This window comes from Bosea sp. ANAM02 (genome assembly GCF_011764485.1).
GTDB lineage: Bacteria > Pseudomonadota > Alphaproteobacteria > Rhizobiales > Beijerinckiaceae > Allobosea.
Window position 1 is genome coordinate 3304637 of record NZ_AP022848.1, and the last position, 13933, is coordinate 3318569.

Below are 13933 nucleotides of genomic sequence, written 5' to 3' on the forward strand. Positions count from 1 at the left end.
CATCTCTTCCCAAGCACCATTGCAGGAGCCGGCCCCATGCCGCTCGACAACCGTCATTTGCCGGCGCTCGCCAAGATGTCAGCGGCCGTGATGCTCGCGCGCATCGAACTGCAACTGCAGGTCGGCGACATCCGGCCGGGCGATTACATCGAAGATCATGCCCCGCGCCTGCATGAAACGCTGATCGCGGCGGGCAGGTCGCAGGCCGAGGCCGATGCGTTCGTCGACAGCCTGAACAATCTGCTGGCGGAAGGCTGACATGCTGATCGAGGGCATCGCCAGCACGGCCCGGCCGGACCTCTACGGCGATGTGACGTTGCCGGCGATGCTGGCCGATGCCGTCCAGCGGAAGGGCGTCGAGAACGTCCGCTTTCTGCTGCGCCATGACGAAGCCCGGCCGGCTGGTCGCCTTCGTTCCGCGCTGATGACGCCCGCCGGCCTGCGCGTGATTGCAGAGCTGGACCATCGCCAGCCCGGCGTTGCGGCCGAGATCGTCGCCATCCGCCAGCGTCAGCCGCGCGGCCTTTCGCTCAACTACACCGGCTTTCGCATCGGCCGGTTCTGCGCGCCCATGGACCTGCTGGAAATCTCGCTCGTTCTCACGCCCGGCTGCCCGGACTGCCTCGTGCGGCCCTGCCCATGGCCGGAAGACATGATCGAGCTGTTCGCCCGGCAGGACGCAGCCGCCGCCAAGGCGCCCGCCTTTCGCATGCCCGCAATCCGCTATCCCGAGGAAGCCACCCGATGACCGCCGAACATCTCAAGAAACTCCGTGCCTATCTGGTCGACTTGGACCGGGCAGCAACGGTGAAGCTGGCCAGCAAGCTCGGCCTGCGCCGCCATGACCTTGAGGACTTCGCCGACGCCGGGATCGAGCTGCCGGCCGAAGCCATGGCTGCGCTCGAAAGCGAATTCGCGCAGGCGGAATTGCGCCGCATGATGGCCGGCCCGCGCAACGGCCCGCTGCTGCTCGACCTGCACGAGAATACCGGCATCGGCGACGCCCGCCGCGATCTGTTCATCAGCGGGGCGCTCGACTTCACCGCCGACGAGCTGGCCAAGGCGCGCGACTACATGGTCGGCAAGCCCGACCGGCCGGCGCAGCCCGTCACCGCCATGAGCGCGCAGCCCGAGCCGGCGTTCCCGCTTCGCGGCGCGGCGCTGAAAATCATCAATTCGATGTCGGACTCGGCCTTGGCGGCGTTCGTCCGGGACCACAGCCCCGCAACCGACAAGGCGGCCTGAAAGATGGAACAGACGATCGTCCGCGCCATTCGCGACTTCCGCGAGCGCAACCCCAAGGCCGACGATGCCCGGCTCGCCGACCATCTGGCCTTTCACTACGCCGGGCATGTCCGCAGCGCCATGCACGCCCGCGAGCTGATCGACCAGTTCGATCGGCAGTTCTGTCCGCCGGCCCCGGCGCCGACGAAGCGGAAGCGCTGATCATGGACAAGCGCGACCTGCTTGCCGCTGCACAGCGTGCCCGCCGCGAAGTCGAGGCGGCGCGCACTGAGCTGGTCGACGTGGTGACTGATGTTCTCGAATCCCCGTCGGCGGTCCTTTCCCGCCTGCTTGGGGATGAGGGGGCGGCGTGCGGTGAGGCGCAAGTTGACGGCGCCGACCCGGTCAACACCACGCCGCCCCCGGCCACCTTTCACTAGCCGGAGCTAAAATCTGATGGCGAATTTCGTCGAGTCCGCCGTCCTGCGCTTGCAGGACCAGACGTCCGGCCCGGCCGCGAAGATCAACGCCGCGCTGCGCCAAGTCTGGCAGTCCGCGAACCGGCTGCGCGGCGTCAAAATCGACCTGTTCGCGGGCGGCGCATCCGGCAAGGCGCAGGCGCAGATTGCACAGCTTCGCGCGCTCGATCGGGAGATCGGGAAGCTTGCCAATGGTCGGCGCCAGCTCCCGACGCTGACGGTGCGCGTGGACTCGTCGCAGGTCGCCCGCGCCCTGACCCGCATCGGCGAGCTGCACCGCGCCGCCGGCCAGACGTTGCCCGGTCAGCGCCTCGGCGCCAGCGGCTTCGGCGGTGGCGGGCGCGGCCCCGGTCCCGGCCAGCCGAACAACCTGTTCCACTGGCGCCGCGACGATTCCAACTGGGATGCAGCCGGGCGGATCATGGCGCGCAGCTTCGTCGCCGTGGCCGGCGCGTCGCTCGCAACGCAGGTTGGCCGCGCCATCGCGAGCGGCGGCCGGGCCGTCAGCCGGGCCGATACGGTCGGAGCGAAGGCCGATGTTTCGGGCGTCGATACGACAGCGCTGACCGCAGCCGCGCAACGGTCTGCGTCCCGGTTCCGGGGCACGTCGATCGCCGATATCAGCGATGCCGCGATCGAGCAGGCGGCGGGCCTGACCGTCGATTTCAAGGCTGGTCGCATCTCGCTCGACCAGTTCAACAGCAAGCTTCAGGAGCTGACCGACCGCGTCGCGCGCAATGCGCAGATCATCGGTCAGTCGACCGGCAATTTCAAAGCCGGCGGCGAAGAGGCGCGCCAGCTCGAAAAGTCGCTGGAGGTCTTCCGGGGCGCCGCTCCCAACCTCAAGGGCGACTTGGCCGAAGGGCTGCTTAAGGCGTACATTTCGGCCGGCGGCGACACGCGGCAAGAGGAAATCAAGCGCCTCGGCCAGCAGCTCGGTTCACTGGTCGCGGCCGGTTTCTCCGATGACGCGATCAAGCTGGCGGTGCTGGCACGCGACGAGGGCGGCAAGGCTTCCACGGCCGAAATCCGCATGGCGAGCGAAGCCATGGTCGCGGCGGCGGACGCCATCAAGAAAGAGGCCGTCGTAAAGCAGCAGGCGCTTGGCCTGCGCGATGCGCAGGGCCGCAGCACCGCCACCGAGGCGGAACGTCAGAACCCATTCCTTTACGTCGAGCGGCTGGCGAATATCATGCGCCGCAAAGGTCTGGACCCGAACGACCAGACGGCGGTCAACAAGTTCCTTGCCGAGCAGTCCGGCTTTACCAAGTCGCAGCAGCGTTTCTTCGCGAAGAACATTCCAAGCATCGAAAAGAACCTGCGCGACCTTGGCCGCACCAACCAAATCGACCTCAACAAGACTATCGCCAATCCGACCATCGCGACGGCGATTGCCGACCTGTCCGCCAAGGCGCAGGACGCGGCCGTCGCGCTCGGCGATGCGACCGGCGCGACGAACGCCATCAAATCCCGCCTCATCGGCCTTGCCGACACGCTGGGCAATATCTCGCGCGGCAACTTCACTGGTCTGGACGGGGCGAAGATTGCCGAAGCGCTGGCCGTCGCGGTCGCGGGTGCCTTCGCCGCCAAAAAGACGCTGGATTTCTTCAGTCCGATGGCGGGCGCGGCCCGCAACCTGAACGCCTCGGCCGTCAATCTCAACAATGCGGCGCGGGCCTTATCGGCTGCGGCTGGTCGCCCCGTGCCCGGCGGGCCGGGCGCACCGGGACCGGGAAGCCGTGTCGGCGGCGCGGTCGGTGGCGCAGTCGGCGGTATCGCTGGCGGCTTCGGCGGTCAGGCCATCGGCGAGGCTATCGGCGCGTATCTGGGCGGCGATGCCGGCAAGCAGGTCGGCGCGACCATCGGCGGCGCGGCGGGCGTTGCGCTGGGCATCAAGGCCGGCGAGGTCGCAGGCGCTGCACTGGTCACCGCGCTCGGCTTGCCTGCCGTCGGCGCTGCTCTGGCGACGGCCATTGCCGCAGCCATCGTGCTCAAGCCGACCGTCGCCAATGCCGGCGAAGATGCCGAGATCGCACGCCAGCGCGAGGCCGGCACCTTCGGCCAAGGCAAGATGCCCGGATCGTCGGCGACCGAGGTCACCAAGGCCATCGGCGAAGAGCGTCTCAAGGTCGAGCGGGAAATCACGGCGGCCGTCGTCGAGCGTGCCGACAGCCTGAACCGCATCGCCAAGCTTCAGGCCGAGCTTGATAAGTCGCGCGAGAACAGCAAGCGTTTCGGCCTGCCCGACGACCCGAACAACCTGCGCCGCGAAGGCGAGATCGCCGACGAGCGCAGCCGGGTCGCCAGTCTGGACGAGCAGCTCGCCAAGTTCGAAGCGGCGCAGCGGGCGCTTGTCGCCGAGCAGGCGCAGGCGATGGAAACGGCCGCGACGAACAGCAAGTTCGCCATCAGCACCAGCTTTGCCGAGGGCGGCACGACGGCGGCTTCCAACTTCAACACGGGCGTCAACCCGGCCGGCATGGGGTCGACCATCGGCAGCACCGCCGCGAGCGAATTCATGGCGCGGGTCAACGGCCTGAAAATCGGCGTCGAGCTGAAAACCGGCCCCGACGTCGGCGCGAGCAACGTCCACCGCTAACCCTTCACCCCCAGAGAGAAACCGCGACAATGACCACACTCGACTGCAGCAGATATAGCTTCAACCTCGGCGGCCAGCCCGTCCAGAGCGCCACCGTCGCCCCCATCGGCTTTGCGGCCTATGTCGCCGTGACCAACGCCGCCACCCGCGCCGGCCGCTCGCCGGAAGCCTTCGCCCGCAACGTCTTCCGTGCCCGGCTCAAGGCGCAGGTGACGCTGCAGCTCGCCAGCGGCCAGACCGGCAAGCTGGACGACGAGGCGATCACGGCCTTGCATCCGCGCCTTGGCCTGCGCCTGAAAGCGGCGATCGACAGTTCCGCCGCCAGCGCCGGCCGGGCCGAACTGCTCGGCAACCCGGACGCGGACGGCATCACCGAGCCTATTCACGTCAAGCTGGGCGACCCCATCAAGGGAGCGGGCGACGCCGTGATCGACGAAATCGAGTTTCAGGCCAAGACGCTCGGCGAGATGGAAGACGTCATCACCGCCGATGACCGCATCGGCCAAGTGCTCGCGCTCATGAAGATTGGCCGGCCGGTGACCGGCAGCCTGTCTGCGCTGCCGTCGTGGGCCGTCGACCAGATTTCCATGGGCGATGGCCTCTTCCTGCTGACGGAGGTCTTGGGCCGTTTTTTGGACGACCCGGCCCCGGCGGAAAGCCCGGCAAGTCCCGGTGCCGAAGCCTGACGGAAGAGGCTTGGTATCTCGAATACCATGTGGGCGCCTTCCCCCGCGACATCAGGATATCGCCGCTCGTGCACCGCATGAATCGCTACTTCGAAGCGCACCGCGACCGGCAGAAGTTCGAAGCCTCGATCGTCGGGGCGAAGCTGACATAGCGATTGGTCACCGGGTTCGTCGCGGTTCCCGGTGCCATAGGCGGGGGCAGCTTGGCCGTTAGCTGCCCCCGCCAACCCTTTCACCGAGCAAAGAGGAAGGCATGGCTTACGACCATACCGAAGTGCGCAGCGACGGCCGAAAAGCGGCGGGAATCGGCAACCCGGACAGCTACACGGCCCATCCCGGCCATTGGTGGCGCGGGCCGATTGGCGAGCACGAGCTGAAGCTCGCACCCATCGCCTATGAGCAGCGCGACCCGGTCGCATGGCTGGCGGCCTGCAACGTCTATCGCAGTCTTTTGCCTGACGAAGCGATCGAGCGCGCGACCTATGTGCTGGACCAATACGAGCCGCCGCGCCCCGGCCCCATCCGCAGCGTCCGGGCCTCGATCGACGGCATGAGCGCCGAAGAGGTTGCCCGGTTCCGGCGCCTGACCAAGAACCGGACAGCCACGGAAGCGTGACCAGCAGAAAGCCCCCGGCTCTTGCGGCACCGAGGGCTTTCAGGTCGTGCCGGGGCTGTGGGGCAGCGGATGGCGACGACGTTCCTTCCATACCATCAGCGCCCGGCTCTTGCCACGGCAGGCGCGTGCGATATCTCTTTCGCATGCCGTTCTCGTCGCTGACCGATCCGGTTGACCTCGCCCGCGCTCAAGCGGCCCTAGATGCTGCATGGGCTGAGGTCGCCGACATGATCCACGAGGACGGCCAAGCCGAAGCCCGGATATGGCTGGCGCACATTGTGGCCAGTCAGGTGCATGTCGCTCTGGACGAAAGCGACCTGACGGCGCGGGCCGTGCACAAGTTCCGGGAGCGCTGGGGGCACTAGCCTTTCGCTGCGAACAGCCCGGCGACGAGCGATGCCCGATGCGCGTGCAGCTCGCCGGCCTGCTTGAGCAGGTCGGCAATCTGGTCGTCGACCTTCGCGAGCTGCGCGCGCAGCGTGGCCGAACCATCGTCAGCGACCCCGGCGATGGCCGCCTTGATTTGCGCTTTCTTGTTGCTCGATCGGGTCGTCAGATGGTCATAACGGTTGTCGGCCATCAAATAGAGGTCGACGCGCCGGCAGAACTTCCGAATGTAGACCGTCAACCAGTCGTGCGACGTCTCAACAGCGATGTGGTTGGACATGCGGCCGAGATGGTTGGTGTTCAGATTCGAGGTCCCGGCGTAGATCACCACGTTCCGGTCGGTGTCGACGAACACCATGGTTTCGCCGTTCATCTTGCGGTCCACGATTTCGTGCTCGATCCGGCCGTCGGTGACCATGAGCGTGCCGACATGCAGGTCCGTCGGCTTGGCTTCGAAACGCTGAAAGAGCTTGCCCGGTTCCATTTTCGTAACTCCATCCGGCCAGTGCGGGCGGTGCGCAAGCCGGTAATCCCCCCGGCCTGCAATCCTGATATTAATTGATATCAGAAGAGTCAACTAGTTTTAGTATCAGCTAGCGCAATTAGTATCAGCGCCGCCGCCACTCGCCATTGCCGCCCTTGTAGAAGCCGCGCGCCCGGCTGGTGCTGGCCGGCCCCTTCGATCCATAGAGCTGCGTCATCAGTGCATTGAATTCGCGCTTCGATACCGGCTTGTCGCGGGAATCAGCGACGGCCGGAGCGGTCAGGAGCAGGATGGCGGCGAGCGCGAGTGCGTGTTTCATCCCGGAAGCGTCGCTCGATCCGGGCTTCCGTGGCAAGCTAACTACAGACTATTCGTGAAAGCGGTGTTTCCGGTCGAGCCAAATCACGAAGAAACTCTCCCCGACGAAGGCGCCGTGAACGCGCTGCTTCTTTCCGACGTCGAGGCCATAAAGTGCGACGTCAGGGCTGAGCCCGGTCGGTAGTCTGTGCTTGCTCTTGCCCTGATGCCGGTGGCACGTCTTCGTCGTTGACGTAACCTGATCCGGCGTGCGCTCGGCCATCTTAATGAGCCACGACGAAAAGCCCTGAATTTCGTCCTTGGTCCAATCAGAAAGACACTCATATGTCTTCTGATAGTATTTCATAGAGATATTGACTTTTCCATCGCTCGCAGGGGCTAGGTTGCGAACGTCGATAACTCCGGCCGTGCCACCTTTAGGAAGGCTATCAATTGCGAAGTTGTTGTATTGCTTCTTTGCCAAGGCGGGCCGCGTAAAAGTTGCGCATCAAGAGCTTGTCTATCGGCTGAGTGCAGCGCGCTTCCGGCGGCAGGTTGCCGCGCGCCATGTGCCACGGCGCTTCCTCGTGCGTCATCTGCTCAAGCCGCTTGGCCGTGTATTGGCCGTACTCGTTTTGAATCGCCTTGAGGAATGGAAGCAGCGCGTCCGGCAGCGCGACGGCGCGCTCTGGCGGCAGAGGTTCGAAACCCTTCCCTCGGTATTTCTGATAGACGGACGCCGACACCGGGCCGTGCGCCCATGCCTGCATGTGCTCATTGATGAGCGCGCGATCGAAATTGGCCAGAAACCAAGCGTCGGCATAATAGACGAGCTTCTGGACCTTCAGGTGAGTAATGACCTCACCAGCGCTGCGATCCGCTGCATTGACGAACCACGTCGCAACAGCGGTCGGCGAAACGTATGTGCCGTTATCTAGCATTCCCTCTCGGCCTTCGCTTAGCGGGCCGCTCCCTTGCAGACACCCTTCGGCGATTCTGCACGCTATTGTCCAATCACGTTTGTTAACGTTCGGTTCCGCACCGTCAGCGCTATTCCTCGCCAACCCGTCGGCGGCGCTCGGCCGGCGCCGGGTCAGTCGGGTACATGTTGGCCTTGCCGCCCGCGATCAAGGTCAGCCCTCGCATCGAAGGCGGCAGATCGGGCGGCGGGTTGCTTTTCAAGTCCGGGCAATAGCCGCCGCACGCGAACTGTGCGTCAGCCACCGGCCGGCCGCCCTTCGATCGCGGCCGGCTTGGACACGTCGCTTGGAAACGGCTGATCAGCATTCCAATCGTCTCGGCCGCGCCGAATTTCTCGGCCAGCTTGGCAAGGCGCGCATCGCCGTAGCGCCGGCACTTCTGACAGCGGAAGCGCAGCACGACCCACGGATAGAATTCCAGCGACGTGTGCGGGCCGGGCGGCTCATTCACGATTCCTGCTCGCGCTCCGGCCGGGCGCCTTCCGAGAACAGACCGCGCAGGAAGCCGCGCGAGCATGACCGATCGGCGTCGAGCGCCAACCGCCCGCTCTCGGCCAGCAACAGCAGGTAGCTCCGTGCCAGCGCCCGAAACGCCGCCCGCTCGAATCCCTCGTGCTCTTCGATCAGGTCGGCGACGAGAGACGTGATTTCGGCGTCAATCGACGCATCCTCGACCTGCTGGTCGGCTGGCTGTGCTGACATTTTCGCGCCCTCGGATTATGAGAACAGAAAGAGAACATAGACAGCAGAGAGTCAACCCGGATGAAATTCCCGCTGCGGGTCAGACGAGGCGCGCAATGCTACCGGATCGAAGATGCGTGGGGCCGTAGCGTCGTCCTGCACTTCGAAAGCGATCCTGCCCGCGCCGAGGCCATGGGCCGCTGGACCGAGCAGGAGGCGCGGGAGTTGGCCACCTACACCGCCCGGATGCTGACCAATGCGCGGGCCGAACAGCTCTATCTATGGAACCTCACGGACCCGGCTTCGAAAGGTTACCGGCGGCGCTAGACGATTCGCGGCGGTCCGGTTGCGTCGCTGTGCACCCCGCCCATTGCCAGCAGCGCGGCGCCAGCTCCAAATGCGGAGTGAGAAACCGCTCGCTAAAAAGGCGTTCTTTACGAATAGCAGATGATTTTCCATCAAGAAAGCTAAGCCATTGAATTCAAATGCACAAAAACCGCTAGCATGGGACGATTTCCGCCTGATCAAGGCGATCGCCGACAAGCGGGCGCTGCCGGCCGCCGCGGCAGCGCTCGGCGTCAATCACTCGACGGTGTTCCGCCGCCTCGGCCAGATCGAGGAGGCGCTCGGCACCCGCCTGTTCGAGCGCCATCGCAGCGGCTATGTCGCGACGCCGGCCGGCGAGGAGATGATCCAGCTCGCCGCCCGCGTCGACGACGACATCACCGCCTTCGCCCGCAAGCTAGCCGGACAGGAGATCAAGCCGGCCGGCGAATTGCGCGTCGCCACCAATGACTCACTGCTGGTCGACCTGCTGACGCCGCTCTTCGCGCGCTTCCTCGGGCAATGCCCGGATATCCGGCTCGATATCCTGATCGGCAACCAGGCTGCCAATCTCTCCAAGCGCGACGCCGATGTCGCGATCCGCGCCACCGACAATCCTCCGGAGACGCTGATCGGCCGCAAGCCGGCCCGTATCGCCTGGGCGCTCTACGGCCGGGCCGCCGATTTTCCCGATGCGGAGCCGCCCCTCCGCGAGAGCCTGTGGGAGCGTAGCTGGGTTTCGCTCGGCGATCAGTTCACCATGCTGAGCGCGGTGCGCTATCTCGCCCGCCATGTCGCGCCGGAGCGGGTCGTCTACAGGCTCAATACCGTTCTCGGCCTCGCTGAAGCCGTCGAGGCCGGGATCGGCGTCGGCTTCCTGCCCTGCTTCATCGGCGACACGCGCCCTGCCCTCAGGCGGTTGGGCGAGCCCGATCCGGATCTTGCCGCAGATCTCTGGCTCCTCACCCATCCGGACATGCGGCATACGCCCCGGGTCAGGCTCTTCCTCAATTTCCTCGCCGCCGAGCTTGGGCGGCTGAAGCCGCTGGTCGAGGGTGATCGTCCGATCGGACGCAACAGCGCGACCGACGCCTCGGCGGCCGAGACCGCCTGACCGGCTATTCTCCTCTCTCCGTCAAGTGAATGACGGGGCGCAGCCTCCACAATGCTAGCTCTGCATGGAGGCGGCAGCCCGATCAGGCGCCGCCGCAGTCGTGGCGCCTGCGGCCACCGCGCGATTGCTTGGGCTTGAGGCCGCGACGGGGCTGAACATGCCGGGACCTGCCAAGAAATCCGTCTCGAAGGGATCGCGCTGCAACAACACCGCCGCGATCCAGAACGCCATCAACATCATGAACGGCGGCAAGAACAACCTGAAGGTCGACGGCATCTTCGGCGACAATACCGAAAGCGCGGTCAAGACTTTCCAGCGCGCCTGCGGGCTGAACGACGACGGCAGCGTCGGCAACCTTACTGGCGGCCGCCTTTTCGAGGTCGTCAAGGTCACGCAGATTCTGACGCTCGACCTGCCGGCCGACGCCTTCGCCTTCACCGGCAAGGCGTTGCCGCTGCCGCCGCTGCTCGACACCGCCGGAAAACTGCTGACGCGGCGCAACGAGATCCAGACATGGACGGCCCTGCCTCGCCTGGAGAAAACCGGAATCGATGTCCCGAAACTGGAATTGCGTCATATCGGCCTGAAAACAGCGACGATGATGGCCCATGGCGTCGTTCCCAAGGCCCTCAAAAAGCCGCTGGCGCTGCTGGAAAAACTGCCTCTCGACGGAACGATGCCTCAATCGGTGCAGATCATCGGCACGACCAAGGACCTGCGCAAGCTCACGCTGACCTACAGCATCAACAAGATCGTGCAGCCGCGCGCCCCGAAGTTCTTCAGCCCCTATTTCAAGATGGAGGGCGATCTCGACTTCGACCAGCAGAACCTGAAACTGACCGGAACCTGGAAAACGAGAGTGGAAATCGCCTCGCCTACGCTGGTGATCGCAGACTGGCTCGAAGCGGGGATCAACGCCAATCTCTGGGCGAGCGCCAATGGCGCGGTCGGCATGGGGGGCGCAGCCGGCGAAGTCTCCGCCGGTGCGACTGTCGAGGGTAAGGCCGTGATCCACGTGCTCAAGACAGAGACGCCGATCGGCCCGTTCAAGCGTACGCAGATCGATCTGTTCGGCGGCTTCAATCTCGGCCTGTCCGCGCATGCCTCGATCAATCAGGACGGTGCGACCTTCAACATCATCCCGCCCAAGCTCAGCCCGACGCTCGGCGTCAGCCTGGTCCTGGCAAGCTTCTAGAGCCGGATCCGATCAGGTTGAAGCAACCTGATCGGTGAATCCGTGTCTAACTTATTGATAGAGAACGCCGCGGCCTATCGGGCGCGATCAGACGATCCGTCTTGGCCGGCGCTGCATCGGGCTTGTCCGGCAAGCGACATCGGACGGCCCGGAAAGCGGGCGCGCGATTGCGGCCTTGCCGTCGGACGGGCTACGATCTCTCCATGGAGATCGTCATTCCCCTGATCATCGGGCTCAGCCTGATCTGGCTCATCGGCCGCGGCGTGCCCTGGAACGCCAAGCTCATGACCATCGTGGTCACGCTTGCGATCATCGTTCTGATCGTGCTGGTGGAGCGCGGCGGCTACTGGCCGGAATCCTGGCGCCGAAGCTGAGCCCGGCCCTCAGGCCGAGACCAGCTTGAGCCCGACGATGCCCGCGACGATCAGGCCGATGCAGGCCAGCCGCAACGCGCCCGCCGGCTCGCCCAGCAAGGCGATGCCGAGGATTGCCGTGCCGATCGTGCCGATACCGGTCCAGACGGCATAGGCCGTGCCGACGGGCAGCGATTTCAGCGCAAGCCCGAGCAGACCGAGGCTGACGATCATGCTGGCGCCGGTGAACAGCGTCGGGAGGAGCCGGGTGAAGCCTTGCGTGTATTTCAGGCCGATGGCCCAGCCGACCTCGAACAGGCCCGCGACGAAGAGATAGAGCCACGCCATGCCGGCACTCCTTGAGAGACAGGGCACGGCCATCCGCGCCGCAGACAGGACATGTCGTCCCGGGCTCTGAAGCTATGGTCGGGAGCGGAACGATCAATCGGCGTCGCGCCTGCATCGGCGCAAACGTCGCAGGCGTGGCCGCAAGTCCCGGATCAGGCCGCGTCAGGCGCCGGCTGCAGGGCCTGCTCGAGGATGCGCCGGCACTCGCCGAGCTCCTTCATCACCGCCGTCAGGATGGAGACGTCGTCGAGCCCTTCGGGGACGGGCTGCCGATAGGGCGCCGCCCGCTCGGCCCCAACCTCGGCGAAGCCCTCCGATGCAACGGGCGCCTCGCGTGGTTCCGCGGGCGGCGCAGCTCCGATCGGCGCGCCGCGGCCGATCGCCTGGACATGGCGCGGCCCCTGCTCCTTCAAGATGCGCTGAAGGCCCTTGATCGTATAGCCTTCGCCATAGAGCAGGCGCCTGATGCCCTTGAGCAGGGCAACGTCGTCAGGCCGGTAGTAGCGGCGTCCGCCGCCGCGCTTCAGCGGCTTGATCTGGTTGAAGCGGGTTTCCCAGAAACGCAGCACGTGCTGGGGTATGTCGAGGTCTTCGGCGACCTCGCTGATGGTCCGGAAGGCATCTGGGCTCTTGGTGTCCAATTCGGCCTCGGTCTCGCCGGCGTGGAACTCCAGGCTCACTCAGTCTCACCCTCACCCGTCTGCCCGTTGATGCGGGCCTTCATCACGTTCGAGGGTTTGAACACCATCACGCGACGCGGCTCGATGGGCACCTCAACGCCAGTCTTGGGATTACGCCCGATTCGCTCGCCCTTGTCTCGTACGACGAAAGAACCGAACGAGGAGAGCTTCACGTTCTCGCCGCGCGCGACCGCATCGCAGATTTCGTCGAGCACCGCCTCGACGAGCTTCGACGACTCCGTCCGCGACAAGCCGATCTTCTGGTAGACAGCCTCGCACAGGTCCGCGCGAGTGACCGTTTGCCCCGCCATTCATATCCTCCAAGGCGTCTAGCAGGCGCAGCGGAAAACCACCGGCCCTTCGCCATCACGGACGGCGGACGCTAGGCGCCCCCGTCGCGCGGGTCAATCCTCAAGCGGGGGCAATATGCCCGCTCAGGCCGGATTCGACCCGAAACAGCGATGTTTCATGACAATTTTCGAGAGTTTATTGCCGCAACGTCACCAGCGGATCAAGGCCGATCCCCAGGTGAAGCCGCCGCCCATCGCCTCGACCAGGACGAGCTGGCCGCGCTTGATGCGACCATCGGCATGAGCCTCCGCGAGAGCGAGCGGAATCGAGGCCGCCGACGTGTTGCCGTGACGGTCGACCGTGATCACGACATGGTCGTGGCTGATGCCGAGCTTGTCGGCGGTGGCATCGATGATGCGGCGGTTGGCCTGGTGCGGCACGAACCAGTCGATATCGGCGCCGGTGAGGCCCGTCTGCTCGAAGGTATGGCGCACCGTCTCGGCGAGATTGGTGACGGCGTGGCGGAAGACCTCCTTGCCCTCCATGCGCAGGAAGCCGACCGTCTTGGTCGAGCCGGCGCCGCCGTCGACATAGAGCTTGTCCTTGTAGCGGCCGTCCGAGCGGATATGGGTGGTGAGGATGCCGCGATCGGCCAGCGTGCCCTCGCCCGGCACCGCCTTCAGAACCACGGCACCGGCGCCGTCGCCGAACAGCACGCAGGTGGCGCGGTCCTCCCAGTCGAGGATGCGCGAGAAGGTCTCGGCGCCGATCACGAGGGCCGCGCGGGCGCCGCCCGTGGTCAGGAACTTGTCGGCCGTCGCTAGCGCGAAGACGAAGCCGGAGCAGACCGCCTGCACGTCGAAGGCGGCGCCGCCGGTGATGCCGAGCGCCGCCTGGATCTGCGTCGCGGTCGCCGGAAAGGTATGATCCGGCGTCGCGGTCGCGACGATGATCAGGTCGATCTCGGAGGGGTCGATGCCGGCGTCCGCGATCGCAGCCTGCGCCGCCTTGAGGCCGACGATGGAGGTCGGCTCGTCATCGGCGGCGACATGGCGCTGGCGGATGCCGGTGCGCTGGACGATCCACTCGTCGCTGGTATCGACACGCGCGGCGAGTTCGGCGTTGGTGACGATGCGCGCGGGCAGATAGGAGCCGCAGCCGACGACTTGAGAGCGCAGGATGGACAAGGAGGTTG

The 13933-nt window shown here is 65.6% G+C and carries 24 protein-coding genes; 13 read left to right on the forward strand and 11 right to left on the reverse strand.

Annotated elements, in window-relative coordinates; all coding sequences use genetic code 11:
• The first annotated feature begins 36 nt into the window (after nucleotides 1-36).
• Genes OCUBac02_RS15845 through OCUBac02_RS15865 form a run of 5 tightly spaced genes read left to right on the forward strand, consistent with a single transcriptional unit; the run spans nucleotide 37 to nucleotide 1664 of the window.
• Nucleotides 37-258 carry a hypothetical protein gene (locus tag OCUBac02_RS15845; protein WP_173046930.1) on the forward strand — a complete coding sequence of 74 codons (222 nt, stop codon included), beginning with the start codon at nucleotides 37-39 and terminating at the stop codon, nucleotides 256-258.
• Nucleotide 259: 1 nt separating this feature from the next.
• Nucleotides 260-748 (forward strand): HK97 family phage prohead protease, encoded by a 489-nt coding sequence (locus OCUBac02_RS15850; RefSeq protein ID WP_173046932.1) that lies wholly within the window; start codon nucleotides 260-262, stop codon nucleotides 746-748.
• Nucleotides 745-1245: a hypothetical protein gene (locus tag OCUBac02_RS15855; RefSeq protein WP_173046934.1), complete on the forward strand. Its 501-nt coding sequence runs from the start codon at nucleotides 745-747 to the stop codon at nucleotides 1243-1245. Before OCUBac02_RS15850 ends, OCUBac02_RS15855 begins: the two co-directional genes overlap by 4 nt.
• A gap of 3 nt (nucleotides 1246-1248) precedes the next feature.
• The gene (locus tag OCUBac02_RS15860; RefSeq protein ID WP_173046936.1) at nucleotides 1249-1446 is read left to right on the forward strand and encodes a hypothetical protein; all 198 of its coding nucleotides are present in this window, start codon (nucleotides 1249-1251) and stop codon (nucleotides 1444-1446) included.
• Between the two features lie 2 nt (nucleotides 1447-1448).
• Nucleotides 1449-1664 (forward strand): hypothetical protein, encoded by a 216-nt coding sequence (locus tag OCUBac02_RS15865; protein WP_173046938.1) that lies wholly within the window; start codon nucleotides 1449-1451, stop codon nucleotides 1662-1664.
• Here the strand turns inward: OCUBac02_RS15865 and OCUBac02_RS15870 are convergent.
• A complete protein-coding gene (locus tag OCUBac02_RS15870) occupies nucleotides 1630-2610 on the reverse strand; it encodes a hypothetical protein (protein ID WP_173046940.1) in 981 nt (326 codons plus the stop codon). The two genes, OCUBac02_RS15865 and OCUBac02_RS15870, sit on opposite strands and share 35 nt — an antisense overlap.
• Here OCUBac02_RS15870 and OCUBac02_RS15875 point away from each other — a divergent pair.
• The 4 genes from OCUBac02_RS15875 (at nucleotide 2557) to OCUBac02_RS15890 (ending at nucleotide 5969) form a co-directional block, all read left to right on the forward strand.
• Entirely contained in the window at nucleotides 2557-4302 is a 1746-nt protein-coding gene (locus OCUBac02_RS15875; RefSeq protein WP_173046942.1) for a hypothetical protein, read from the forward strand. The genes OCUBac02_RS15870 and OCUBac02_RS15875 overlap by 54 nt on opposite strands.
• 29 nt (nucleotides 4303-4331) lie before the next feature.
• Complete coding sequence (locus tag OCUBac02_RS15880; protein ID WP_173046944.1) at nucleotides 4332-4988, forward strand: hypothetical protein; 657 nt, start codon at nucleotides 4332-4334, stop codon at nucleotides 4986-4988.
• A gap of 253 nt (nucleotides 4989-5241) precedes the next feature.
• Nucleotides 5242-5604: a hypothetical protein gene (locus OCUBac02_RS15885; RefSeq protein WP_173046946.1), complete on the forward strand. Its 363-nt coding sequence runs from the start codon at nucleotides 5242-5244 to the stop codon at nucleotides 5602-5604.
• 143 nt (nucleotides 5605-5747) lie between these two features.
• Nucleotides 5748-5969, forward strand: a complete 222-nt coding sequence (locus OCUBac02_RS15890) for a hypothetical protein (RefSeq protein ID WP_173046948.1) — start codon at nucleotides 5748-5750, stop codon at nucleotides 5967-5969.
• On the opposite strand, the gene OCUBac02_RS15895 is transcribed toward OCUBac02_RS15890, so the two are convergent.
• From OCUBac02_RS15895 to OCUBac02_RS15920, 6 genes are all read right to left on the reverse strand, one after another.
• Nucleotides 5966-6475 carry a hypothetical protein gene (locus OCUBac02_RS15895; RefSeq protein WP_173046950.1) on the reverse strand — a complete coding sequence of 170 codons (510 nt, stop codon included), beginning with the start codon at nucleotides 6473-6475 and terminating at the stop codon, nucleotides 5966-5968. The two genes, OCUBac02_RS15890 and OCUBac02_RS15895, sit on opposite strands and share 4 nt — an antisense overlap.
• Before the next feature lie 124 nt (nucleotides 6476-6599).
• On the reverse strand, nucleotides 6600-6794 hold the full coding sequence (locus OCUBac02_RS15900; RefSeq protein WP_173046952.1) for a hypothetical protein: 195 nt from the start codon (nucleotides 6792-6794) through the stop codon (nucleotides 6600-6602).
• Between the two features lie 48 nt (nucleotides 6795-6842).
• Complete coding sequence (locus tag OCUBac02_RS15905) at nucleotides 6843-7256, reverse strand: hypothetical protein (RefSeq protein WP_173046954.1); 414 nt, start codon at nucleotides 7254-7256, stop codon at nucleotides 6843-6845.
• Nucleotides 7222-7713 carry a Panacea domain-containing protein gene (locus OCUBac02_RS15910; protein WP_173046956.1) on the reverse strand — a complete coding sequence of 164 codons (492 nt, stop codon included), beginning with the start codon at nucleotides 7711-7713 and terminating at the stop codon, nucleotides 7222-7224. The genes OCUBac02_RS15905 and OCUBac02_RS15910 overlap by 35 nt, the downstream gene beginning before the upstream one ends.
• 109 nt (nucleotides 7714-7822) lie before the next feature.
• A complete protein-coding gene (locus tag OCUBac02_RS15915; RefSeq protein ID WP_173046958.1) occupies nucleotides 7823-8203 on the reverse strand; it encodes a hypothetical protein in 381 nt (126 codons plus the stop codon).
• On the reverse strand, nucleotides 8200-8454 hold the full coding sequence (locus OCUBac02_RS15920; RefSeq protein ID WP_173046960.1) for a hypothetical protein: 255 nt from the start codon (nucleotides 8452-8454) through the stop codon (nucleotides 8200-8202). Before OCUBac02_RS15920 ends, OCUBac02_RS15915 begins: the two co-directional genes overlap by 4 nt.
• 60 nt (nucleotides 8455-8514) lie before the next feature.
• On the opposite strand from OCUBac02_RS15920, the gene OCUBac02_RS15925 reads away from it, so the two are divergent.
• From OCUBac02_RS15925 to OCUBac02_RS15940, 4 genes are all read left to right on the forward strand, one after another.
• The gene (locus tag OCUBac02_RS15925; protein WP_173046962.1) at nucleotides 8515-8760 is read left to right on the forward strand and encodes a hypothetical protein; all 246 of its coding nucleotides are present in this window, start codon (nucleotides 8515-8517) and stop codon (nucleotides 8758-8760) included.
• 148 nt (nucleotides 8761-8908) lie between these two features.
• A complete protein-coding gene (locus OCUBac02_RS15930; RefSeq protein ID WP_173046964.1) occupies nucleotides 8909-9871 on the forward strand; it encodes a LysR family transcriptional regulator in 963 nt (320 codons plus the stop codon).
• 157 nt (nucleotides 9872-10028) lie between these two features.
• Entirely contained in the window at nucleotides 10029-11066 is a 1038-nt protein-coding gene (locus OCUBac02_RS15935) for a peptidoglycan-binding domain-containing protein (RefSeq protein ID WP_047572986.1), read from the forward strand.
• Nucleotides 11067-11269: 203 nt separating this feature from the next.
• Nucleotides 11270-11440 (forward strand): hypothetical protein, encoded by a 171-nt coding sequence (locus tag OCUBac02_RS15940; RefSeq protein ID WP_156134367.1) that lies wholly within the window; start codon nucleotides 11270-11272, stop codon nucleotides 11438-11440.
• 9 nt (nucleotides 11441-11449) lie between these two features.
• Here the strand turns inward: OCUBac02_RS15940 and sugE are convergent, their stop codons facing one another.
• From sugE to OCUBac02_RS15960, 4 genes are all read right to left on the reverse strand, one after another.
• Nucleotides 11450-11767 (reverse strand): quaternary ammonium compound efflux SMR transporter SugE, encoded by a 318-nt coding sequence (gene sugE / locus OCUBac02_RS15945; protein WP_047572995.1) that lies wholly within the window; start codon nucleotides 11765-11767, stop codon nucleotides 11450-11452.
• A 152-nt stretch (nucleotides 11768-11919) separates the two neighbouring features.
• Nucleotides 11920-12447, reverse strand: a complete 528-nt coding sequence (locus OCUBac02_RS15950; RefSeq protein WP_047572998.1) for a MerR family transcriptional regulator — start codon at nucleotides 12445-12447, stop codon at nucleotides 11920-11922.
• Nucleotides 12444-12758 (reverse strand): integration host factor subunit alpha, encoded by a 315-nt coding sequence (locus OCUBac02_RS15955; RefSeq protein WP_047573001.1) that lies wholly within the window; start codon nucleotides 12756-12758, stop codon nucleotides 12444-12446. Before OCUBac02_RS15955 ends, OCUBac02_RS15950 begins: the two co-directional genes overlap by 4 nt.
• Nucleotides 12759-12947: 189 nt before the next feature.
• Nucleotides 12948-13925: a beta-ketoacyl-ACP synthase III gene (locus tag OCUBac02_RS15960; RefSeq protein ID WP_280528820.1), complete on the reverse strand. Its 978-nt coding sequence runs from the start codon at nucleotides 13923-13925 to the stop codon at nucleotides 12948-12950.
• Between the last annotated feature and the right edge of the window lie 8 nt (nucleotides 13926-13933).